General features: G+C 66.2%; 17 protein-coding genes. All 17 read left to right on the top strand.

Annotation, left to right across the window (positions count from 1 at the left end; all coding sequences use genetic code 11):
- Positions 1 to 32: 32 nt before the first annotated feature.
- A complete protein-coding gene (locus tag AC1RQ9_RS04490) occupies positions 33 to 2,048 on the top strand; it encodes a peptidoglycan D,D-transpeptidase FtsI family protein (RefSeq protein WP_193732268.1) in 2,016 nt (671 codons plus the stop codon).
- A 5-nt stretch (positions 2,049 to 2,053) separates the two neighbouring features.
- The gene (locus tag AC1RQ9_RS04485; protein WP_485985741.1) at positions 2,054 to 3,526 is read left to right on the top strand and encodes a UDP-N-acetylmuramoyl-L-alanyl-D-glutamate--2,6-diaminopimelate ligase; all 1,473 of its coding nucleotides are present in this window, start codon (positions 2,054 to 2,056) and stop codon (positions 3,524 to 3,526) included.
- Positions 3,523 to 4,917: a UDP-N-acetylmuramoyl-tripeptide--D-alanyl-D-alanine ligase gene (locus AC1RQ9_RS04480; RefSeq protein ID WP_485985740.1), complete on the top strand. Its 1,395-nt coding sequence runs from the start codon at positions 3,523 to 3,525 to the stop codon at positions 4,915 to 4,917. The genes AC1RQ9_RS04485 and AC1RQ9_RS04480 overlap by 4 nt, the downstream gene beginning before the upstream one ends.
- Positions 4,917 to 6,008, top strand: coding sequence for a phospho-N-acetylmuramoyl-pentapeptide-transferase (mraY, locus tag AC1RQ9_RS04475; RefSeq protein WP_193732271.1), 1,092 nt, complete (start codon positions 4,917 to 4,919; stop codon positions 6,006 to 6,008). The genes AC1RQ9_RS04480 and mraY overlap by 1 nt, the downstream gene beginning before the upstream one ends.
- Positions 6,005 to 7,405 carry a UDP-N-acetylmuramoyl-L-alanine--D-glutamate ligase gene (murD, locus tag AC1RQ9_RS04470; RefSeq protein WP_485985739.1) on the top strand — a complete coding sequence of 467 codons (1,401 nt, stop codon included), beginning with the start codon at positions 6,005 to 6,007 and terminating at the stop codon, positions 7,403 to 7,405. The genes mraY and murD overlap by 4 nt, the downstream gene beginning before the upstream one ends.
- Positions 7,402 to 8,565 (top strand): FtsW/RodA/SpoVE family cell cycle protein, encoded by a 1,164-nt coding sequence (locus tag AC1RQ9_RS04465; RefSeq protein ID WP_485985738.1) that lies wholly within the window; start codon positions 7,402 to 7,404, stop codon positions 8,563 to 8,565. The genes murD and AC1RQ9_RS04465 overlap by 4 nt, the downstream gene beginning before the upstream one ends.
- Entirely contained in the window at positions 8,562 to 9,677 is a 1,116-nt protein-coding gene (locus tag AC1RQ9_RS04460; protein ID WP_485985737.1) for a UDP-N-acetylglucosamine--N-acetylmuramyl-(pentapeptide) pyrophosphoryl-undecaprenol N-acetylglucosamine transferase, read from the top strand. The genes AC1RQ9_RS04465 and AC1RQ9_RS04460 overlap by 4 nt, the downstream gene beginning before the upstream one ends.
- Before the next feature lie 32 nt (positions 9,678 to 9,709).
- Positions 9,710 to 11,164: a UDP-N-acetylmuramate--L-alanine ligase gene (gene murC / locus AC1RQ9_RS04455; RefSeq protein WP_010509263.1), complete on the top strand. Its 1,455-nt coding sequence runs from the start codon at positions 9,710 to 9,712 to the stop codon at positions 11,162 to 11,164.
- Positions 11,161 to 12,126, top strand: coding sequence for a UDP-N-acetylmuramate dehydrogenase (gene murB, locus AC1RQ9_RS04450; protein WP_485985736.1), 966 nt, complete (start codon positions 11,161 to 11,163; stop codon positions 12,124 to 12,126). Before murC ends, murB begins: the two co-directional genes overlap by 4 nt.
- The gene (locus AC1RQ9_RS04445) at positions 12,123 to 13,064 is read left to right on the top strand and encodes a D-alanine--D-alanine ligase (protein ID WP_485985735.1); all 942 of its coding nucleotides are present in this window, start codon (positions 12,123 to 12,125) and stop codon (positions 13,062 to 13,064) included. The genes murB and AC1RQ9_RS04445 overlap by 4 nt, the downstream gene beginning before the upstream one ends.
- Positions 13,061 to 13,993 carry a cell division protein FtsQ/DivIB gene (locus AC1RQ9_RS04440; protein ID WP_485985734.1) on the top strand — a complete coding sequence of 311 codons (933 nt, stop codon included), beginning with the start codon at positions 13,061 to 13,063 and terminating at the stop codon, positions 13,991 to 13,993. The genes AC1RQ9_RS04445 and AC1RQ9_RS04440 overlap by 4 nt, the downstream gene beginning before the upstream one ends.
- Positions 13,990 to 15,393: a cell division protein FtsA gene (gene ftsA / locus AC1RQ9_RS04435; protein WP_485985733.1), complete on the top strand. Its 1,404-nt coding sequence runs from the start codon at positions 13,990 to 13,992 to the stop codon at positions 15,391 to 15,393. The genes AC1RQ9_RS04440 and ftsA overlap by 4 nt, the downstream gene beginning before the upstream one ends.
- Positions 15,394 to 15,470: 77 nt before the next feature.
- Complete coding sequence (gene ftsZ / locus AC1RQ9_RS04430) at positions 15,471 to 16,982, top strand: cell division protein FtsZ (protein ID WP_193732280.1); 1,512 nt, start codon at positions 15,471 to 15,473, stop codon at positions 16,980 to 16,982.
- Between the two features lie 169 nt (positions 16,983 to 17,151).
- Entirely contained in the window at positions 17,152 to 18,117 is a 966-nt protein-coding gene (gene lpxC, locus AC1RQ9_RS04425) for a UDP-3-O-acyl-N-acetylglucosamine deacetylase (RefSeq protein WP_485985732.1), read from the top strand.
- An 82-nt stretch (positions 18,118 to 18,199) separates the two neighbouring features.
- Complete coding sequence (locus AC1RQ9_RS04420) at positions 18,200 to 19,084, top strand: outer membrane protein assembly factor BamD (protein ID WP_193732282.1); 885 nt, start codon at positions 18,200 to 18,202, stop codon at positions 19,082 to 19,084.
- A 39-nt stretch (positions 19,085 to 19,123) separates the two neighbouring features.
- Positions 19,124 to 20,845, top strand: a complete 1,722-nt coding sequence (gene recN, locus AC1RQ9_RS04415; RefSeq protein ID WP_193732283.1) for a DNA repair protein RecN — start codon at positions 19,124 to 19,126, stop codon at positions 20,843 to 20,845.
- Position 20,846: 1 nt separating this feature from the next.
- Positions 20,847 to 22,994 carry an NAD-dependent DNA ligase LigA gene (gene ligA / locus AC1RQ9_RS04410; RefSeq protein ID WP_485985731.1) on the top strand — a complete coding sequence of 716 codons (2,148 nt, stop codon included), beginning with the start codon at positions 20,847 to 20,849 and terminating at the stop codon, positions 22,992 to 22,994.
- Positions 22,995 to 23,067: the final 73 nt, after the last annotated feature.

The raw sequence follows: 23,067 nt of genomic DNA, 5'->3' as shown, positions 1-23,067 counted from the left end.
CTTTCCACCCCGGCCCCCAGCCCGGAACGCGCATGAACAATCCGACCCAAGACCAGCCAGGCAGGAATGCCCCGGGCGCCATCCCTGTCGGTGGCAGCCTGCGCACGCTTATGGCGCAGGACCGGATGCATGCGCGGCTTGTGGTGGTGGCCGGCGTGTTCTGCGTGCTGTTTTCGGCCATTGGGCTGAAGCTGACGATGGCGACGATCATCCGCCCCATGCCGCCCCAGCAGCAGCAGATCGCGCCACAGGTTCCCCCCATTCCCAAAAGCGACCCCAAGGGCATGATCGCGGGGGATGTGGCGCTGCCGCAGGTCCATCGCGCCTCGATCATCGACCGTACGGGACAGGTGCTGGCCATGTCACTGCCGGTGGCCCAGGTCTATGCCAACCCGCAGGAAATGATTGACGCCGCCGATGCCGCCCACAAGCTGAAGGCCGCCCTGCCCACCCTGAACGAGCAGGAAACGAAACGGCGCCTGTCGCTGAACAAGCAGTTTGTCTATCTGGCGCGCGACATTTCCCCCGCACAGGAACTGGCGATCAACAACCTTGGCATTCCCGGCATCTATTTCGAACCCGGTGAGCGCCGCCGCTACCCCATGGGCAGCGTCGCGGCCCAGATACTGGGCGGCGTGGACATTGACGACCACGGGGTCGCGGGGGTGGAGCGGTTTTTTGACAAGCGCCTGGACAGCGACCGCGCGCCGCTGCGCCTGTCGGTGGATGTGCGCGTGCAGAACGTGGTGCATGACGAACTGCAGTCCGCCATGGACACGTTCCAGGCCATCGGGGCCTGCGCCATCGTTATGGACGTGCATACGGGCGAGATCATAACCATGGTCAGCCTGCCCGATTACGACGCCAATGATTTTGGCCGGGCATCGCCCGATGCGCGCTTCAACCGCGCCGTGACCGGGATGTACGAACCCGGTTCCACCTTCAAGCTGCAGACCGTCGCCATGGCGCTGCAGGAGGGGGTCGCGCATATATGGGACAGCTTTTCCAGCACGCCCATCAAGATCGGCCGCTTCACCATATCGGACATGAAGGCGGACCATTTCGCGCCGTGGCTGTCCCTGCCCGAAGTCATGGCCTATTCCTCCAACCCGGCGGCGGCGCATATCGCGCTGGATGCGGGGGCGGCGCGCCAGCAGGACTGGCTGCGCAGCATGGGCTTCTTTTCACGCGTGCCGGTCGAACTGCCCGAAGCGGGGCGGCCGATCGTGCCGTCGGTCCATAACTGGGGCGTTTCCACCACCATGACGGTGGCGTTTGGCCATGGCGTGGCCGAACCGCCGCTGTCCATCGTCCGGGGGACGGCGGCAACCGCCAACGGCGGTTTCCTGCTCAAGCCCACCCTGCTGGCGCCGGATACGGGGCAGCAGGCGGACGCGCCGCCCGCGCCGGATGCACCCGATACGCCACCGGGCATGCCCGCCAGCGCCGAACGCCTGATTTCGGCGGCCAATTCGGACATCCTGCGCAGGATCCTGCGCCTTGACGTGGCGAAAGGCACGGGACAGAAGGCGGAATCCCCTGGTTATTACGTGGGCGGCAAGACGGGTACGGCAGAAAAGATCGGCCCGCATGGCGGCTATCTGAAGCACGTCAACGTCTCTGCCTTTACCGGCATTTTCCCCATGAACGCGCCGCGTTACGCGATCTATGTCATGCTGGACAGCCCCAAGCCCACGGCCCAGACCCATGGCTGGACCACGGCGGGGTGGAACGCGGCCCCCACGGCGTCGCGCATGATCACGCGCATCGCCCCCATGCTGGGCCTGTTCCCCGATACGCAGCATGCCGCAACGATCGAGGCGTCGCTGGCCATTCCCATGCGGCCTGCCGTGCCGCGCGGCTATCGTGCGCTGGGGCCGGGTTACGATCCGGGCACGGCGCACCTGCATGAACATGAACACGAGACCGCGGGCCACCCCCATACCGCCCGCAAGGCCACCAGCACGGCACAGGTGCCCGCCCGTGACCTGCATGCCAGCAACGACATGGACCCGCTGGCCGCCCCACACCCGCGCGACAGGGGATGATATCGATGCACCTGCCTGAAGTCCTGCGCCGCGCAGGCGTGGACATGCCCGTACCCGCCGGCGCGGACGGGCTGACCATTGCCGGCATTACCGCCGACAGCCGAGCCATCCGCCCCGGCATGATCTTTGCCGCCCTGCATGGCACGCATATGGATGGGCGGACATACATTCCACAGGCCATGGCAAACGGGGCCGTGGCCGTACTGCTGGACGCCATCCCGGCTTATGACGTGCCGCCCGGCATCATTGCCCTGCGCGTGCCCGATGCGCGCCGCATGCTGGCGCGCATCGCGCGTGTGCTGACGCCGCATGTGCCGACGTCCATCGCGGCGGTGACCGGCACCAACGGCAAGACCAGTACGGTGGAATTCCTGCGCCAGATCTGGACCCTGCAGGGATTGCCCGCGGGCACCATCGGCACGATGGGCGCGGTCGCCCCCTGCCCGCTGCCCGATTGCGGGCCGGTGCTGACCACGCCCGACAGCGTGGGACTCATGCACATGCTGGGTACCATGGCGGAAGCCGGCGTGGACCATGTGGCGATCGAGGCATCGTCGCACGGGCTGGAACAGCGCAGGCTGGACGGGCTGGCGCCGTATGCGGCAGGCTTCAGCAACCTGACCCGCGACCATCTGGACTACCACGGCACGACCGAACACTACCGTGCCGCAAAACTGCGGCTGTTTGACACCGTCCTGCCCGAAGGCGGCATTGCCGCCATCAACGCGGACATGGACGCGGTAACCTGTGCGGCCATTGCCGACATCGCCCGCCGGCGCGACCTTGTCCTGCGCAGCACCGGCGAACAGGGCGCCACCCTGCGCCTGATGGACGCGCGCCCCACGCCCACCGGGCAGGTACTGCGTATCGCCACCGCCGCCATGGTGCATGAAATCACGGTGCCGCTGGTGGGACGGTTCCAGGTTGACAACATGCTGCTGGCCGCCGCCATGGCGGACCGGGATGCGGCCGGACCGGACCGGGCGGTGCCGCTGCTGGAACGCCTGCATGGTGTGCGGGGGCGGATGGAACGGGTGGTGGTGCTGCCGGGTGGGGCCGCGGCCTATGTCGACTACGCCCACACGCCCGATGCGCTGGAGCGCCTGCTGCATTCACTGCGCCCGCATACGCCGGGCCGGCTTGTGGTGGTGATGGGGGCTGGCGGCGACCGGGACCGGGGCAAGCGGCCCGTCATGGGGGCAACCGCAACCCGCCTTGCCGACCGGGTGATCGTGACCGATGACAACCCGCGCACGGAACAGCCCGACACCATCCGCGCGGCAATCATGGAAGCCGCCCCCGGCGCGGTTGAGATCGGGGACCGGCGGCGCGCGATCGCGGCCGGGCTGGACATGCTGGGTGCGGGTGACGTGCTGGTGGTGGCAGGCAAGGGCCATGAACAGGGACAGGTCGTGGGCCACGATGTCCTGCCATTTGATGATGCCACGATAATCCGTGGCCTGACGGGGAATGAATGACACTGTTATGGAACCGCGCGGACCTGCTGGCCGCGACATCGGGGCGTTTTCCGTCAACATCACACGACGATATCGCGGGAACCGGCGTTTCGATCGACACCCGCACGCTGCGGCCGGGCGATGTGTTCATTGCGCTGCAGGGTGAAAACAGCAACGGGCACGACCATGTGGCCGCAGCGCTGGATGCGGGGGCTGCGGCAGTCGTTGCGCATGAACCATGCGGGATTGACGACCCGCGTATCCTGATGGTCGGCAATACGCTTGCGGCCATGCAGGACATGGCGCGTTTCGCACGCGCGCGCTTTGCCGGGCGCATGGTGGCGGTGACCGGCAGCGTGGGCAAGACATCGGTCAAGGACATGCTGCGCCATGCGCTGGCGGCGTGCGGCCCCACCCATTACGCGGTGGCGTCATACAACAACCACTGGGGCGTGCCGCTGACGCTGGCGCGCCTGCCGGCCAGCGCCGCGTACTGCGTGTGCGAGATCGGGATGAACCACCCCGGCGAAATCGCGCCCCTGGCCACCATGGTGCGGCCCGATGTCGCGGTGGTGACGACGGTTGCGTCCTCCCACCTGGGGCTTATGGGCAGCCTTAACGCCATTGCGCGCGAAAAGGCGGAAATCCTGCTGGCCCTGCCGCGTGGCGGGACCGGGATCGTGCCCGCGCATGTCACCGGCGCGAATTATTTCCGGCGCAATGCCGAAAGCGTGGGGGCCACGCTGTGGTGGGCGGGCCATGCGCCGGACTGCACCGTATATGAAACGGATGTGAAAACCGACGCGCAGGGCAGCGGGTTCGACCTGTCCCTGCCCGGTTGGCAGGGACATGCGCAGGTGAACGCGCCGGGACGCCACATGGCCGATAACGCCATGCTGGCGCTGGCCGCAGCCCATGCGGCGGGCGCGGATATGGGCCATGCGGTGGCCGGACTGGCCACCTTCCACCCCGGCGCCGGACGCGGGGCGATGGCAAAGGTGATGCATGACAAAGTCACCCTGCTGGATGAAAGCTATAATGCGTCCCCTGCCTCCGTACGGGCGGCCCTGGACCTGCTGGGGCTGGTCGCCACGGGGCGGCGTGTCGCCATTCTGGGTGACATGCTTGAACTGGGTGCGTTTGCACGGCATGAGCATACCTCCCTTCTCCCTGCCGTCCGCGCGAACGCGGATATTGTCTTCTGTTGCGGCCCGAATATGAAAACACTCTTTGACACCCTGCCTTCTTCCCTACAGGGGGGGTGGATGCCTGATTCCAGCCAGCTTGCGCTACTTGCGCGCGCGGCCCTGCGCGCGGGGGACACCGTCATGGTCAAGGGCAGCCTTGGCAGCCGGATGCGCCACGTCGTCAACGCCCTGCAGGCCGATGACGCGCGGGTGGGACAGGCCTAATGCTGTATGACCTGTTCCAGCAGCATGCGGGGGCGCATACCTCCATGCTCAACCTGTTCCGCTACATCACGTTCCGTTCCGGGGCGGCATGCCTGACGGCGCTGGTCATCAGCCTGTGCCTTGGCAATCCGCTGATTACGCACCTGCGCCGCATCCAGCGCGGGGGGCAGCCGATCCGCACGCTCGGGCCGGAACGCCACCTGATCGAAAAGGTCGGCACCCCCACCATGGGCGGCGTGCTGATCCTGATCTCGCTGTTCGGGTCCACCCTGCTGTGGGCGGACCTGACCAACGGGTTTGTCTGGGCCGTGATGCTGATTACGCTGGCATTCGGCGCGGTGGGCTTTGCCGATGATTACCTGAAGCTGTCACGCCGCAATACCGATGGCGTTTCCAAGCGCATGCGGCTGGGGTGTGAATTCGGCGCGTCCCTGATCGGTGGCATCTGGCTGGAACACATGATGCCGCCCGACCTTGCCAACCACCTGGCCTTCCCGTTCGTGAAAGACCTGCTGCTGCCGCTGGGCTATGCCTTTCCGCTGTTTGCCATGATCACCATCACGGGCTTTGGCAACGCCGTGAACTTTACCGACGGGCTGGATGGTCTGGCGATCGTGCCGGTCATTATCGCGGCCCTTGTGTTCGCGCTGATTTCCTACCTGGTGGGCAATCATGTCTTTGCCGACTACCTGCAACTGCATGCCGTGCCGGGCACGGGGGAGCTTGGGGTGTTCTGTTCAGCACTTGTGGGCGCGGGGCTTGGGTTCCTGTGGTTCAACGCGCCGCCGGCTGCCGTGTTCATGGGGGATACGGGGTCGCTGGCGCTGGGTGGCGCGCTGGGGGCGGTCGCGGTCGCGGTCAAGCATGAACTGGTGCTGTGCATTGTTGGCGGGCTGTTTGTGGTGGAAACCTTTTCCGTCATCATCCAGGTGTTCTGGTACAAGCGCACCGGGCGGCGCGTATTCCTGATGGCGCCACTGCACCACCATTTTGAAAAGAAGGGCTGGGCGGAATCCAAGATCGTCATCCGGTTCTGGATCGTATCCATCGTGCTGGGGCTGTGTGGTCTGGCCACGCTGAAACTGCGATGAGCACGGCCTTCCCCCCGTCCCTGCTGGCCGCGCACCATTACGGCGTGGCAGGTCTGGGCCGCAATGGCGCCGCCGCCGTCAACGCCCTGCTGGCGATGGGGGCCAGCGTGCAGGCATGGGACGACCGCGCGGAAGCCCGTGCGGCCCTTACCCCGCATGAACGGCTGAAGGTGGCCCCCTTTGACAACATGCTGGGTCTGGCGGGGCTGGTGCTTTCGCCGGGCATTCCGCACAACCTGCCCAGCCCCCACCCGCTGGCGCGCATGGCGGTGGAGGCATTCGTGCCGATCCTGTCGGATGCGGAACTGCTGTACCGCGCCGTGCGCACGGCGGGCAGCCGTGCACGGTTCGCGGGCATTACCGGCACCAATGGCAAATCGACCACCACGGTGCTGCTGGCCCACATGCTGGCCGGTTGCGGCATGCCGGTTGCGGCTGGCGGCAACCTTGGCCCGGCCGCACTGTCCCTGCCGCTGCTGCCCGATGACGGGGTGTACGTTCTGGAAATGTCGTCCTACATGCTGGAACGGCTGGAGCAGATGCATTTCAATGTCGCCTGCCTGCTGAACCTGACCCCCGACCATCTGGACCGGCATGGCGACATGGCGGGCTACACCACCGCCAAGCTGCATGTATTCGACCACCAGCATGCGGGCGACCTGGCGGTACTGGGCGAAACCCTGCCCGATTACGAGACGATCCGCAGGCGGCTGGCGATCACGCGGACCACCATTGCCTGCGTCAGCGGCGCCGACATGCCGCAATGCGACCTGTACTGCACGCCCGACGCGCTGTGTGACCATGAAGGCGTGATCGCCGACCTGCGCGCGGCCCATGACCTGCCGGGCACCCATAACCGTGAAAACGCGGCGGCCGCCACCGCCATGGCGCTGCATCTGGGCATGCCACGGGCTGCGGTGGAACCCGCCCTTGCGTCCTTCACCGCACTGGACCACCGGCAGAAAACCGTGGGCAGCATTGATGGCGTCCGATTCATCAATGACAGCAAGGCCACCAATGCGGACGCGACCGCGCGCGCGCTGGCGTGCCATGACCGGATGGTATGGATCGCGGGTGGCACGGCCAAGGCTGGCGGGATCGAGGAACTGGCCCCCCTGTTCGACCGCATCGCCATGGCGCTGCTGATCGGGCGGGATGCACCGGCGCTGGCGGCAACGCTGGCCCGCCACGGCATTCCCCACCGCATTGTCGAAACCCTTGAGCGCGCCGTGCCCGAAGCACTGGAGTGCGCGCGCGAACCGGGGGCTGATGTCGTGATGCTGTCACCCGCCTGCGCCAGTTTCGACCAGTTCAGCGGGTTCGAGGCGCGTGGCGCGCATTTCGCCGCACTGGTGCATGAACTGGCCGCCAGCAGGGACGGAACCGCCCGCGCATGAGCGGCATATCGCGCATAAACACGTCATGGGCGGCACGGTGGTGGCGCAGCATCGACCGGGTCACGCTGATCTGCGTGGGGATCCTGATCGGTTTCGGCTATATCCTGATGCTGGCCGCCAGCCCCGCCGTGGCCGTGCGCATTGGCGCGTCGCGCGACATGTTCATTTTCAAGCAGGTGTGCTTCCTGGTCCTGGCGGCGCTGATCGTCGTTTTCACGTCCATGATCTCGCTGCGTGCCGTCAGGCTGACGGGGTGGATCGGGTTCGTGCTGGCGCTGGCCGCGACATTCATGACACTGGTGCACGGGATCGAGATCAAGGGCGCGCGGCGGTGGATCGCGCTGCCGATGATGTCGGTGCAGCCATCGGAATTCCTCAAGCCGTTCTTTGCCGTGGTCACGGCGTGGCTGCTGACCGAACGCCAGACGCGACGGTATTTTCCCGGCATGCTGATGGCGATCGGGCTGTTCGCGCTGGTGCTGCTTTTGCTGAAGTCACAGCCCGATATCGGGATGCTCAGCGTCATTACCACGGTTTTCCTGACCCAGCTTTTCATTGACGGGCTGAGCCTGTTTCTGGTCGGCGCAGGGGTGGCGGGCATGGTCGCGGCCTTTGCCGGGGCGTACATGGTGTTCCCGCACGTGCGATCACGCGTGGAGCGCTTCCTCAACCCTGCCGTGGGTGACCATTACCAGATTGACACGGCCCTGCGGGCCTTTGGCAATGGCGGCCTGCTGGGCCGTGGCCCCGGCGAGGGCCGGGTGAAGGACCTGCTGCCCGATGCGCATGCCGATTTCGTCTTTGCCGTGGCGGGGGAGGAATTCGGCATGCTGGTCTGCCTGTTCATCGTGGGCGTGTTCGCCACCATCGTCATCCGCACGCTGCTCAAGCTGCTGCATGAAAACGACCCGTTCATTACGGTGGCGACGGCAGGGCTGGTGACGGGGTTCGGGCTTCAGGCCTTTGTCAACATGGGGTCCACGCTGCACCTGATCCCGACCAAGGGCATGACGCTGCCCTTTATCTCCTATGGCGGTTCCTCCGCCATGTCGGTTGCGCTTACAATCGGCCTGGTGCTGGCGCTGACCCGCAACCGGCCGGGGGAAGGCCGGTACGGACAGTTCGGTTCCCCTTCTTCATCGCAGAAAGCACCGTCATGACCCGTCACTGCATTGCTGTCGCGGCCGGAGGCACCGGCGGCCATTTTTTCCCGGCCGAGGCACTGGCCTGTGAACTGGTGCGCCGGGGGCATGACATCATCCTCATGACCGACCGGCGCGCGGGCCAGCGTGAAACCGGCGTCTTTGCCGGGCGGCAGCAGTTTGTCCTGCCCGGTGCGGGGATTGCGGGGCGCGGCATCATCCGGGCCGCGCGCGCAGCCATGGCACTGGGCCGCGGAACGGTGCAGGCGCGTGGCATCCTCTCGCGCATCCGGCCTTCGGCCGTTATCGGGTTTGGCGGATACCCGTCCGTGCCGCCGCTGCTGGGGGGCAGCCTGCTACCGAAAAAGCAGCGGCCGCTCCTGTTCATTCATGAAGGCAATGCCGTGCTGGGCAAGGCCAACGGTTTCCTGGCCGCCCGCATGGATGCAATCGCGACATCGTTCCCTGTCGTTGCGGGCGTGCCCGATGGCGTGCCCACCACGCTGACCGGCATGCCGGTGCGGCCTGATATCGCGGCCCTTGCGGGCGAAGGGTACGAGCCGTCAAACGGGGTCATCAACCTGCTGGTATGGGGCGGGTCGCTGGGCGCGCGGGTATTCAGCGATGTGGTGCCGCCTGCCCTTGCCGCCCTTGCCCCGGCGCTACGCGCGCGCGTGCAGGTTACACAGCAGGCCCGCGCGGAGGATGTGGACCGCGTGGCGGGCGCCTACCGTGCTGCCGGCATTCCCGCCACCATCGCCCCGTTCCTTGACAACGTGCCCGACCGCCTGCGCGCGGCCCACCTGGTCATCGGGCGCGCGGGCGGGTCATCGGTTGCGGAACTGACGGTGGCGGGCCGCCCGTCGCTGCTGGTGCCGCTGCCCATCGCGGCACGCGATGAACAGGGGGCGAATGCGCAGGCACTGTGTGACGCCCATGCCGCGTGGATGATCCGCCAGCCCGATTTCACCGCCCCCGTCCTGACGCAGCGCCTGACGGAACTGCTGGCCGACCGTGACCTGCTGGCCCGCACGGCACGGGCGGCAAGCCGCCTTGGCCGCCCTGACGCCGCCGCCCGTCTGGCGGATATGATAGAAGCCCGCTTGCCCGACATGCCCCGCACCGCTTAATTCCGCCAGCGCGAACACGGAGACCTGATTACATGAGAGCCCTGCCCCTTTCCATTGGCACCATCCACTTCGTCGGCATTGGCGGAATTGGCATGTCCGGCATTGCCGAAGTCCTGCACATGCTTGGTTACGCGGTGCAGGGTTCCGACATTGCCGAAAGCGCGAATGTCGCGCGTCTGCGCGCCGCCGGCATTCCCGTGACCATCGGCCACGACGCCGCCAACCTGGGCGGTGCGCAGGTGGTGGTGACCTCCACCGCCGTCAAGCGCGACAACCCCGAGGTCGTGGCCGCGCGCGCGCGCCTGATCCCGGTGGTGCGGCGTGCGGAAATGCTGGCCGAACTCATGCGCCTGCGCTGGTCGGTGGCGGTGGGCGGCACGCATGGCAAGACCACCACCACCAGCCTTGTCGCCGCGGTCCTGGAAGCGGCGAAGCTGGACCCCACGGTCATCAATGGCGGCATTATCGAAGCCTACGGCACCAACACCCGCATGGGTTCGGGCGACTGGATGGTGGTGGAAGCCGATGAAAGCGACGGGTCGTTCCTGCGCCTGCCCTCCGTCATTACGGTCGTAACCAACATGGACCCCGAGCACCTGGACCACTGGGGCACGGAAGAGGCGATGCAGGCGGCGTATGACCAGTTCGTCTCCAACATCCCGTTCTACGGCTTTGCCGTGCTGTGCATCGACCATCCGGCCGTGCAGCAGATGATCCCGCGCCTGTCGGACCACCGGATCATCACCTATGGTTTCTCGCCCCAGGCGGACGTGCGCGCTGAAAAGGTGATTACCGACAAGCTGGGGGCCACGTTCGAGGTCGTGATCACCAACCGCAACCGCAACCGATCCCGCCGCGCGGGGCCGTTCCGCCTGCCCATGCTGGGCCACCACAACGTGCAGAATGCGCTGGCGGCCATTGCGGTGGGGACCGAGATGGAAATAGACGATGCCACCATCCGCTCGGCCTTTGCCGCCTTCCGTGGGGTCAAGCGGCGTTTCACCCGCACGGGGGAAACCGGCGGCATCACCATCATTGACGATTACGGCCACCACCCGGTGGAAATCGCCGCCGTGCTGAAGGCCGCGCGCCAGGCGGGCGCGGGCAATGTGATCGCGGTCATGCAGCCGCACCGTTATTCGCGGCTGAAGACCCTGTTCAACGAATTCTGCACCTGCATGAACGACGCGGGCACCGTCATCATCGCCGATGTCTATGCCGCAGGCGAACAGCCGATCGAGGGCATTGACCGTGACGCGCTGGTCGAGGGGCTGCGCGAACGCGGGCACCGGTCCGTCGTGCCGCTGCCGGGGCCGGAGCACCTTGCGGAAATGATCAACGCCATTGCCCGGCCGGGTGACTTTGTCGTCTGCCTTGGCGCTGGCAGCATCACCAACTGGGCGCAGGCGCTGCCCGCGCAGCTTGCGGACCTGCAGGGCATCGCCCATGCCCCCGCCCCCACCCAGAAGGCGGATGCCCATTCATGACCGCCACCGCCCCCCTGCCGCAATGGGCACAGGTTCTGGATACGGAGGGCTTTCGCCCGCGTGGCCGCCTGACGCCGCAGGCCGACCTGGGCCTGCGCACGTGGTTTCGCGTCGGCGGCGCTGCGGAACTGCTGTTCCAGCCCGCCAGCGCCGAGGACCTGGCGCAGACCCTGCGCCACCTGCCGCTGGAGGTTCCGGTCATGCCGCTGGGCGCGTGTTCGAACGTAATCGTGCGCGATGGCGGGATTGACGGGCTGGTCATCCGCCTTGCGCGTGGTTTTTCCGCCATTATGCGCGATGGGGACGGGCTGGTGGCAGGGGCGGCATGCCTTGACATGACCGTTGCCGAACACGCGGCCGAAGCCGGGCTGTCGGGGCTGGAATTCCTGGCGGGCATTCCCGGTTCGATTGGCGGCGCCGTGGCCATGAATGCCGGGGCATACGGGTCGGACATGGCGGCGGTGCTGGACTGGGTGGAAGTGGTGACGCGCGACGGCAGGCTGCTGCGCCTGCCCGCCGCATCTCTGGATTTCGGCTATCGCCATGCCACCCTGCCGCCGCAGTCGGTCGTGGTCCGTGCGCGGCTGAACGGCATGGCGGCGCCGCCCGCCATCATCCGCCAGCGGATTGATGAAATCCGCGCCGCGCGTGAGGCGGCGCAGCCGGTGCGCGCCCGCACGGGGGGATCGACCTTCCGCAATCCCGACCCCGACGAATCGCAGCGCAAGGCATGGGAACTGATTGACGCGGCGGGCTGTCGCGGGTTGCGGGTCGGTGGGGCGCAGGTCAGTGAAAAACACTGCAATTTCATACTCAATACCGGCGACGCCACTGCAGCCGATCTGGAGGAACTGGGCGATACCGTAATCCGGCGCGTGCATGACCACACCGCGGTCACATTGCGCTGGGAAATCAAGCGGATCGGCCGCCCCGCCACGCATGTTACGGGAGAAAGCGCATGACGGCCCGCCGGGTCTGCATCCTGATGGGCGGCATGTCCGCCGAACGCGAGGTCAGCCTGGCCAGTGGCCGCAACGTGGCCGAGGCCCTGCGTGGCCGCGGGCATGACGTACACTGCATTGACGCAGGTCCCGACCTGCTGGCCATCGTGTCCGACCTGCAGGCCCACCACCCCGACGTGGTGTTCAACGCCATGCATGGCCGGTTTGGCGAGGACGGGTCGATCCAGGGTGTGCTGGACTGGATGGGAATCGCCTACACCCATTCCGGCGTGCGGGCATCCGCCACCGCCATGGACAAGGACGCGGCGCGGACCGTGTTCATGGCAGCCGGCCTGCCGGTCGCCATCGGGCAGGTCATGACGCCAGTACAGCTGGCACCGGCGGACCCGATGCCCGCCCCCTATGTGGTCAAGCCGCTGAACGAGGGATCATCCGTGGGGGTGGAAATCATCCTGCCCGGCAGCAACCGCCGCGCCACGGTGGCGGCGGAATGGACCTTTGGCGGCCAGATGCTGGTGGAAGAATACATCCCCGGCCGGGAACTGACGGTTGGCGTGCTGGAAGACCGCGCGCTGACGGTGACCGACATCACGCCGATGGGCAGCGGCCCCAGCTTTTATGACTATCAGGCCAAATACGCATCCGGCGGGTCGCGGCATGAACTGCCCGCACGCATCCATCCCGACGCATTTGAACAGGCGCGCACGCTGGCGCTGGCCGCCCACCGCGCGCTGGGCTGCCGTGGGGCCAGCCGCACGGATTTCCGCTATGACGACAGCGCGGGGCCGGATGCGCCCGGCCGCCTGGTCATTCTGGAAACCAACACCCAGCCGGGCATGACGCCGACCTCCCTTCTGCCCGAACAGGCGGCGGCCTGCGGCATGGACTACGCCACGCTGTGCCAGTGGATGATCGACCACGCGACCTGCCGTACATGAGGCGACCGACCGACAGCAGCGACCGCCCCTCCCGGCTTTCGATCTTCCTGCGCCGCCAGAAACGCCTGCTGCGCCCGGCACTGCTGGTGCTGGTGCTGGTGGTGATCGGGGTGGGCTGCGTCACGACATTCCGGCATTTCGGGTCCGATCCGCGTTTCGCGCCGCTGCGCGGGCGGATCATCAACATGCTGCCCCTGCGCATTACCGACATTGAGGTGACGGGCTGTGTGCTGACCAGCGAGACCGCGCTGCAAGAGGCGCTGGGCGCGCGCACGGGGGACTTCATCCTGGGCTTTTCCGTAGCAAGCGCGCGCGAACGCATCGACGCGCTGCCCTTTGTCGATCATTCCGTGGTGGAACGCCACCTGCCCGGCACCATCATCATCCACCTGTTTGAACGCCGCCCCTTTGCCGTGTGGCAGAATCACGGACATTTCATGCTGATCGACCGCGAGGGCCACCAGGTGCGTGACAAGGGCATGACCGGCAAGGACGCCGAGGCCTTCATGCAGCTGCCGCTGGTGGTCGGTCCCGACGCCAACACCGCCGCCGCCGCCCTGATTGATGAACTGTCCGCCCAGCCGGAGGTACGCAGCCATGTCGTGGCCGCATCCCGCGTGGGCCAGCGGCGGTGGAACCTGACCCTGCGCAACGGCACGACCATCCTTCTGCCCGAAGGACAGGAAGTTGCGGCGCTGAAGCGTCTTGCACAATTGCAGGAAAACATAAAAATACTGGACCGGCCGGTGATCGCCATCGACATGCGCCTGCCTGACCGCCTGATCGTGCGTGAAAACCCCGTTGCCCCGAACGACAGTGACCGGGATCGGGACGACACGCCGCCACAGGCTGACCCCACCGGGGATCAGGCCCCTGCCGCGCCATGGCTTTCTTCCCCCGAAACCGGCCCAAGACGGAGGCGGGCATGACTTATCCAGTGCCGGGCGTGGTCAGGACGACCGTGCCCGCAACCAAGACCACCACACCGGCCGCCCCGGTGCCCGCCATCCCTGGGGCCGGGACGCCAGCGCGCGTACCCCGCCCGCGGCCTGCGACATCCCTTGTCCCCGCGGGTGAGCGCCTGCCCACGCGCAAGCTGCGCACGGGACCGTTCAGCGTGCTGGATATCGGGTCCACCAAGATCGTATGCCTGATCGGGCGTGGCGAGCCTGACAACACCATCCGCATCCTTGGCCACGGGTGGCGGCGTTCGCATGGCGTGCGCTGTGGCGGGATCGTGGACCTGCGTGAGGCGGAAAGCGCCATCCGCGCCGCCGTGGCGCAGGCGGAGGACATGGCGACGGAACGCCGGGATTCGATTTTCGTCAACCTGTCCTGTGGCCACCCCGAAAGCCGCCACATCAACGCGCGCTGGTCCGTGGGCGGACGGGAAATCACGGATAACGACGTCAACCGGATCATAAGCGAGGGCCGGATGCGCGCCGTGTCCGAAGGGCGGTCGGCCATCCATACCCTGCCGCTGGATTACGCGGTGGATGACACGCAGGAAGTGCTGGACCCGCGCGGGCACCTGTGTGACCTGCTGTCCGCGCGCCTGCATGTGATCGACGCCAACACGACCGCGCTGCGCAACCTGGAAGCCGTGCTGTCACGCGTGGAACTGAAGATCGAGGGGATGGTGTCCTCCCCCCTCGCCTCGGGGCTTGCGGTCATGAATGAGGACGAGCGCAACCTCGGCGCCACCGTGGTGGACATGGGCGGGGGCACCACGTCGATCGGGGTATTTGGCGAAGGGCGTCTGCTGCATACCGCCACGATTCCCGTGGGCGGCCTGCATATCACGCGCGACATCGCGCACGGGCTGTCCACCTCCATCGACAATGCCGAGCGGCTGAAAACCATGCACGGTTCGGCCGAACTGCTGGCGGGTGACGATCACGATCCCATTCTTGTGCAGTTGATTGGTGACAACGACCATCATTATGTCAGAATTCCACGCGCAAGGATTGTATCGATCATACACCCCCGCGTGGAGGAAACCCTGGAGATGGTACGTGACAGGCTGGAAATGGCCGCGGTCGGCCCTGCATCCGACGGCCGCGTCATCCTGACCGGTGGCGGGTCGCTGCTGGAGGGAATCGGGCCGATGGCGGCGCGGATCCTGAACCGTCAGGTGCGTCTGGGCCGCCCGCGCCGCATTGTCGGCCTGCCTGAAAACGCGGCGACGTGGCCGATGTTCTCCACATCCGCGGGGCTTCTGGCCTGGGCTGCGGGGGCGGCAGATGAAATGGGCGAACCCGACACCCGTGACACCCGTCCCGGCAGCCTTGTCAGACGTTTCGTGGATTTCATACGTGACAGGGTATAATCTTGCATGAAAACCCTTTATTGTACTTTTGCCGTTAGTATGCCAGCACGCCTACCCCAATCCATCGGGAGCCAAGCATGACCCTCAACCTGACCATCCCGCAACAGAATCATTCCGATTTCACGCCTCGCATCACAGTGATCGGGGTTGGCGGCGGTGGTACGAATGCGGTGGACAACATGATCCATTCGCAGTTGCAGGGCGTGGAATTCGTCGTTGCCAACACCGATGCCCAGCAGCTTTCCCACAGCAGCGCCGACCGCCGCATCCAGCTTGGCCCCCACCTGACGCAGGGGCTGGGCGCGGGCGCGAAGCCCGAGATCGGCCGCGCCGCGGCGGAAGAAGCCTGTGACGAACTGTCGCGCCACCTTGATGGCGCGCACATGGTCTTCATCACCGCGGGCATGGGCGGCGGCACCGGCACGGGGGCCGCACCCGTCATTGCCCGCATGGCGCGCGAACGCGGCATCCTGACCGTGGGCGTGGTGACCAAGCCGTTCACGTTCGAAGGCCACCGCCGCGCGAAATCGGCGGAAGCGGGCATTGCCGAACTGCAGCAGTTTGTCGATACGCTGATCATCATCCCGAACCAGAACCTGTTCCGTCTGGCCAATGAGCGCACAAGCTGGAAAGACGCGTTCAAGATGGCGGACAACGTCCTGTACATGGGCGTGCGTGGCGTCACCGACCTGATGATGGCGCCGGGTCTGGTCAACCTCGACTTTGCCGATATCCGCACCATCATGGCGGAAATGGGCAAGGCAATGATGGGCACGGGTGAGGCCGAGGGCGAAAACCGCGCCATCGCCGCGGCCGAGGACGCCATTTCCAACCCGCTGCTGGAAGATACCTCGATGTCCGGCGCGCAGGGCCTGCTGATCAACATTACCGGTGGCGAGGACCTGACCCTGTTCGAAGTGGACCAGGCCGCAAACCGCATCCGTGAAGAAGTGGCCGAAGACGCCAACATCATCTTCGGGTCCGCCATCGATACCTCACTGAACGGGCGCATCCGCGTTTCCGTCGTGGCGACGGGCATCGACAACCCGCCCGGCGGCCATCCCGCCGCACGCCCGGCAGCGCCCCAGGCCGAAGCCGCCCCGGCGCAGCCCGCCCCGGCCGAGGCACCGCAGCAGGCGGCGCCGGTCGCCAGTGCCGCACCCCAGGGGGCACCTGCCGCGCCGCAGCAGCCGGCCGCCCCCATGGGCCAGCCCGCCGCCGGCATGCAGCCCCAGCGTCCCGCCGCGCCGCAGCCGCCGTCGCCCAACGCCGTACCGCCCCACATAGCCCAGGCGCAGCGCCCCGGTTCCCCGCGTTCGCCGCTGTTTACCGAAAGCGCCAAGCCACCCGCGCCGGAACCCCAGCCCGCGCCGCGCAGCCTGTTCGGGATCGTGACCGGTGCGCTGCGCCGTCATTCCACCCCGCAGCAGCCTGAACCCGCCCGCCGGACGGAACCCGCCATGCAGCCGCAGCAGCAGCAGCCACAGCAGCAGCCACAGCAGCCGCAGGGTCAGGACACGGGCGGCAACCCGACACCGGATGATGGCGGACTGGATATCCCCGCCTTCCTGCGCCGCCGTTCACCCTGATGACGGTCATGATGCATGGCCTGCCCCCTGTGGGCAGGCCATGCATCCCTCCTGCCGAACAGGTAACAATAGGCAATAATCCTTGACTGTCCTGGAAAGAGACATGGCAGTAGCATGATATCATGCCAGTTACTGTGAATCTTCCACACTTGCGTCAAGGATACAGGCAATGAACGGCATGCTGCCGCAAGCACCCGTCCCCTTCGGGACGGCGTCCCGACATGATGGACAGATGCAGCACACCATACGCCAGCCGATCAGCAGCATCGGCACCGGCCTTCATACCGGCAGGCGCATCAGCCTGAAGCTGTCCCCCGCCCCGGAAAATACCGGGATCGTCTTCCGTCGCAATGACATCACCCTGCCGCCGCTTGCGGCACGGTATGACACGGTGGTGGATACGCGGCTGAGCACGGTACTGGGCTGTGATGACGGAGATGGTCACGCCGAATGCATTGCCACCATCGAACACCTGATGGCGGCGCTGGCGGGCTGTGGCGTCGATAACATCTTCATTGATGTGGATGGCCCGGAAATCCCGGTTTTTGACGGTTCCGCGGCGGAATTCGTGTTCCTGCTGGAATGTGCGGGCATCACGCCCCAGGCCGCCGCGCGCCAGCATATCCACATGGACCGGACCGTGCGGGTGGAAGATGGCGATGCCTTTGCAGAACTGTCGCCCGCGACCAAGCCCGGCCTGACGATCGATATTTCCATTGATTTCCCGGCCGCCGCCATCGGTCAGCAGCATTATGTGACACTGGTGGAACCGGGGGCGTTCCGCCAGGATCTCAGCACCGCGCGGACATTCGTGCTGCAGCCTGAAATCGATTACCTGCATTCCGTGGGGCTGGCCCGTGGCGGATCGCTGGATAACGCCATCGTCGTCAACGGCGACAGCGTGGTAAACCCGTCCGGACTACGCCACCCGGATGAATTCGTGCGCCACAAGGTACTGGACGCGATCGGGGACATGTATCTGGCCGGTGGCATGATCAATGGCCATTTCCGTGGGCACAAATCGGGGCATACACTGAACAACCGCCTGTTGCGCAAGGTCTTTGCCGAACAGGCGAACTGGCATCGGGCCCCGCTTGGCACGTCCCTTTCCGCCCCGCAGCCGCAGGCCGCCTGATGCGGGGATGCGAAATCCGCACGTGGAGACTTCACCCGCCACCGGCACATGATATAAAGCTTCCATAACTGGAAGAGCCGGCATGTTCGCACCCACATCACACCATATCCCGCAACCCCTGCCCGCCACGCGCCAGATGGTCCGCTGGCTGGCGCTGCTGCCACTTGCGGGCCTGCTGGCGGCATGTGGACAGAGTGCCAGTACCATCAATGAACGCGCGCCGCGCGTCGGCTCGGCGGAGACGTTGTACAACAACGGCGTGGACGCCCTGCGTTCGGACCGGTACCTGCTGTCGGTCAACCAGTTCGATACATTGCAGCGCAACTACCCCTATTCCCAGTACACCGCCAATGCGCAGCTGATGGAAGGGTATGCGAACTACCTGCTGAACAAGTATCCCGAAGCCGTGCAGCAGCTTGACCGCTTTCTGGAACTGCACCCCACCAGTACGGATGCGGCCTATGCCTTCTATCTGCGCGCCCTGTGCTATTATGAACAGGTGGCCGATGTGCAGCGTGACCAGCAGGGCACGATCGAGGCGATGGACGCGCTGGAAGAAGTCATCACCCGCTTTCCCCAAAGCCCCTACGCCCGTGACGCGCAGCTGAAAATCGACCTGTGCCGCGACCATCTGGCGGGCAAGGAAATGCTGGTGGGCCGGTGGTACCAGCAGCAGAACGACTATCTTGCCGCAGCCGGCCGCTACCAGCGCGTGGTGCAGGATTTCCAGACCACCAACCATGTGCCCGAAGCACTGGAACGACTGGTGGAAGTGTATCTGGACATGGGCCTGCTGGAACAGGCGCGCAAGACCGGCTCGGTCCTGGCCTACAACTACCCCAGCAGCAAATGGTACACGGATGCGTACGATCACCTGCGCGCGCATCATCTGATCAAGGGCGTGGAAAGCAAGGACCACAAGCAGGGGCGGAACGTCTTTTCGCGGGCATGGCATTCGGTTTTCTGATTTCCGCCAACGATTATCTGTGCTGAACGGGAAGCCTGCATGCTGACACAGCTCTCGATACGGGATGTGGTCCTGATCGAAAAACTGGATCTGGCCTTTCCCCCCGGCCTGACGGTGCTGACGGGGGAAACCGGGGCTGGCAAGTCCATCCTTCTGGACAGCCTCGGGCTGGCGCTGGGGGAACGGGCCAGCGCATCGCTGGTACGCGCCGGGTGCGAACAGGCCAGCGTCAGCGCCAGTTTCGAGGTCGCATCCGACCATCCCCTGCACCAGCTGTTCAGTGAACAGGGCATCGTGCTGGATGATATGCGCGAACCCGTGCTGCTGCGCCGGGTCGTGACCACGGACGGGCGGTCGCGCGCCTATATCAACGACCAGCCCGTGGCCGTCAGCCTGCTGCGCCGGGCGGCGACGCTGCTGGTGGAAATACAGGGCCAGCATGAACAGATGGGACTGGCGGACCAGTCAACGCATCTGGACCTGCTGGATGTCTTTGGCGTGCCCGGCGCCCTGCGCACCCGCACCGCTGGCGCCTATCGCAAATGGATCGAGGCCACGGCGGAACTGGCGGCCGCACGGGCGGAAATGGAAAATGCCGCGCGTGAGGAAGACTGGCTGCGGCAGGCGGTGGATGACCTGTCCACCCTTGCCCCGCAGGAAGATGAGGAAACGCAGCTTGCGGGCCTGCGCCAGGCATTGCAGCAGGGCGAACGCCGGGCGGAGGCGATTGCGGCGGCGCTGGCCGACCTTGCGCCGCGCGACCGCCGTTCCCCCGGTCCGGCATCGGCGCTGCGCAACGCCAGCCGTGCATTGCAACGCCTGCTGCCCGCCCCCACCGACCTGAACCCCGAAGCCGTGGGCGCTGCCGAGCAGGAAGCCGCACAGGAAGCGCTGAACGCGCTGGAACGCGCGGAAGAAGCGCTGGCGGAAGCGGAAAGCATGCTCTCGCGCCTTGCCTCCGACGCGCAGGCCGACCCGCGCCTGCTGGAACAGACGGAAGAACGCCTGTTCGCGCTGCGTGCCGAAGCGCGCAAGCACGGCGTGTCCGTACCCGAACTGCCGGGGCTGCTGGCGGCCTTTACCGACCGGCTGGCGGCCCTTGATTCGGGTAATGCCCGGATCGAGGGGCTGGAGGCAACCGTTGCCGAAAACCGCGCGAAGTTTGAGGAGGTCGCCCTTGACCTGACCGCTGCGCGGGAAAAGGCGGCACGCAGGCTGGAACAGGCGGTGATGGCGGAACTGAAACCGCTGAAGCTGGAACGCGCGCGCTTTATCGTCTCCCTCGTCCCGCTGGAAGCGGAAGCCTGGAACGCACGCGGCAAGGAACAGGCGTCGTTCCTGATCGCCGCCAACCCCGGACAGCCGCCGGGTCCGCTGGCGAAGGTTGCATCGGGGGGCGAACTCTCCCGCCTCATGCTGGCGCTGAAGGTGGTGCTGGCGGGCCGGTCGGCCATTCCCACGCTGGTGTTTGACGAAGTGGATTCCGGTGTGGGCGGGGCCACGGCCTCGGCCATCGGGGAACGACTGTATACCGTGGGCCGCAGCGTGCAGGTACTGGTGGTCACCCACAGCCCGCAGGTGGCGGCACGCGGCGATGCGCACCTGCGCATAAGCAAGAGCGTGAACAGGGGCCGCACCGAAACCCACGCCGCCCCACTGGATGCACAGGCCCGGCGCGAGGAAATCGCCCGCATGCTGTCTGGCGACACCATTACCCCCGCCGCCCGCGCCGCGGCCGACAGCCTGCTGAAAGGGGTCTGACATGCCCCATGCCGCCCCGCCTGAATCCCTGGCCGAACAGGCGCGTCGCCTGCTGGCGGATTATGCCACGATGGAACAGGACAGGCCCCATGCCGAAGCCACGCTGGCGCAGCTTGCGACATTGCTGCCCGCGCTGGACGCTGCGTATCACCAGCATGATGCGCCACTGGTTGATGATGCGACCTATGACAGCCTGCGCCGGCTGAATACCGCGCTGGAAGAACGCTTTCCCGACCTGCGCCGCGATGACAGCCCGGCGGAAAAGGTTGGCGCGCCCGCCAGTGGTCCCTTCCACCGCCACCGGCACATGGTGCCCATGCTGTCGCTGGACAATGTGTTTTCGCGCGATGAGTTTGAGGGGTTCATCAGCCGGATCGCCCGCTTCCTCGGGCTGGGGGAAGATCAGGCGCGCGCCCTGTCCTTTGTCGCGGAACCCAAGATTGACGGCCTGTCCATAAGCCTGACCTACGAACATGGCCGTTTCGTGCGCGGTACCACGCGCGGCGACGGCACCGAAGGCGAGGACGTAACCGCCAACCTGCGCACGCTGAAGGACATTCCAGAACGCCTGCCCGCCCCCTTCCCCGATGTGATCGAGATACGGGGCGAAGTCTTCCTGTCCAAGCAGGCCTTCCTTGAACTGAACGCGGCACAGGAACGCGCGGGCGAAAAACCCTTCGCCAACCCGCGCAATGCCGCCGCCGGTTCCCTGCGCCAGCTTGACCCGAAGGTGACGGCCCGCCGTCCGCTATCGCTGTTTGCCTATGCCGCGGGCTTTTGCGACGCGCCACTGGCCGCGACCCACCACGGCTACCTTGAGCAGCTTGCGGCATGGGGGTTCGTGGTCAATCCGCTCAGCACACGGGTGAAGAATGCGGCCGAGGCCGAAGCCTTCATGGAGCGGCTGACGCTGGAACGCTCGGCGCTGGATTACGACATTGACGGCGTTGTGTACAAGCTGGATGACCGCGCGCTGCAGGACCGCCTTGGCTTTGCGGGACGTGCGCCCCGCTGGGCGGTGGCATGGAAATTCCCGGCCGAACAGGCCATAACCCGGCTGGAAAAGATCGACATACAGGTCGGCCGCACCGGCGCGCTGACACCGGTGGCCTTTCTGGAGGCGGTGAATGTGGGCGGCGTGATCGTCACCCGCGCCAGCCTGCATAATGAAGACGAAATCACGCGCAAGGACATCCGCGAGGGCGACCTTGTGCATGTGCAGCGCGCGGGTGACGTGATCCCGCAGGTAACGGGCGTGGTGCTGCCGCGTGACCATGACCGCCCACCGTTCCATTTTCCCCACACCTGCCCGGTCTGTGGCGCGCATGCCGAACGGCCGGAGGGCGAGGTCGTGTGGCGGTGTTCCGGTGGCCTGACCTGCCCGGCACAGGTGGTGGAACGGCTGATCCATTTCGTATCGCGCGATGCGTTCGACATTGACGGGCTGGGTGATCGCACGATCGTGGAATTCCACGAACTGGGGTGGCTGCGCACGCCTGCTGACATTTTCCGCCTGCCTGAACACGAAGCCGAAATCGCCAGCCGCGACGGCTGGGGCAAGGTTTCGGCCCGCAACCTGGTCAATGCCATCGCGGCCCGGCGCACCATTGAACTGTCGCGCCTGATCTACGCGCTGGGCATCCGCCGCATCGGCATCAACAACGCCCGCCTGCTGGCCCGGCATTACGGGTCCATGGCCAACTGGCGGCAGCAGATGGAAAAGGCTGCGGTCATCGGGTCGGACGAACGGCTGGAACTGGGATCGATCACCGGCATCGGTTCCGCCATTGCTGATGAACTGGTGGCGTTCTTTGCCGAATCCCATAACCGCGCCACGCTGGATGACCTGACATCCGTCCTGACACAGGTCACGGATGAGGAAATGGTGGCCGAAGGCGCATTGTCGGGAAAAACCATCGTGTTCACCGGCACGCTGACCACCATGACCCGCCCCGAAGCCCGCGCCGTGGCCGAACGGCTGGGCGCGCGCGTATCCGACAGCGTTTCCAGAAAGACCGACCTTGTGGTGCTGGGTGAAAAGGCCGGATCCAAGGCGCGCAAGGCCGTCGAGCTGGGTGTCGCCACCATGGATGAGGCCAGCTGGCGCACGCTGGCGGGCATGCCGCCCGTGGGGGAGCAGACCACCTGACGCAGGGGTGTGGGGCACGGACCGCGCACCGGCCTTGCATGTCCCTGCCACGTAACGTTTACTGTACACAACG

Source organism: Komagataeibacter ossonobensis (assembly GCF_057359305.1).
This window is presented reverse-complemented; position numbering and strand designations above follow the sequence as displayed.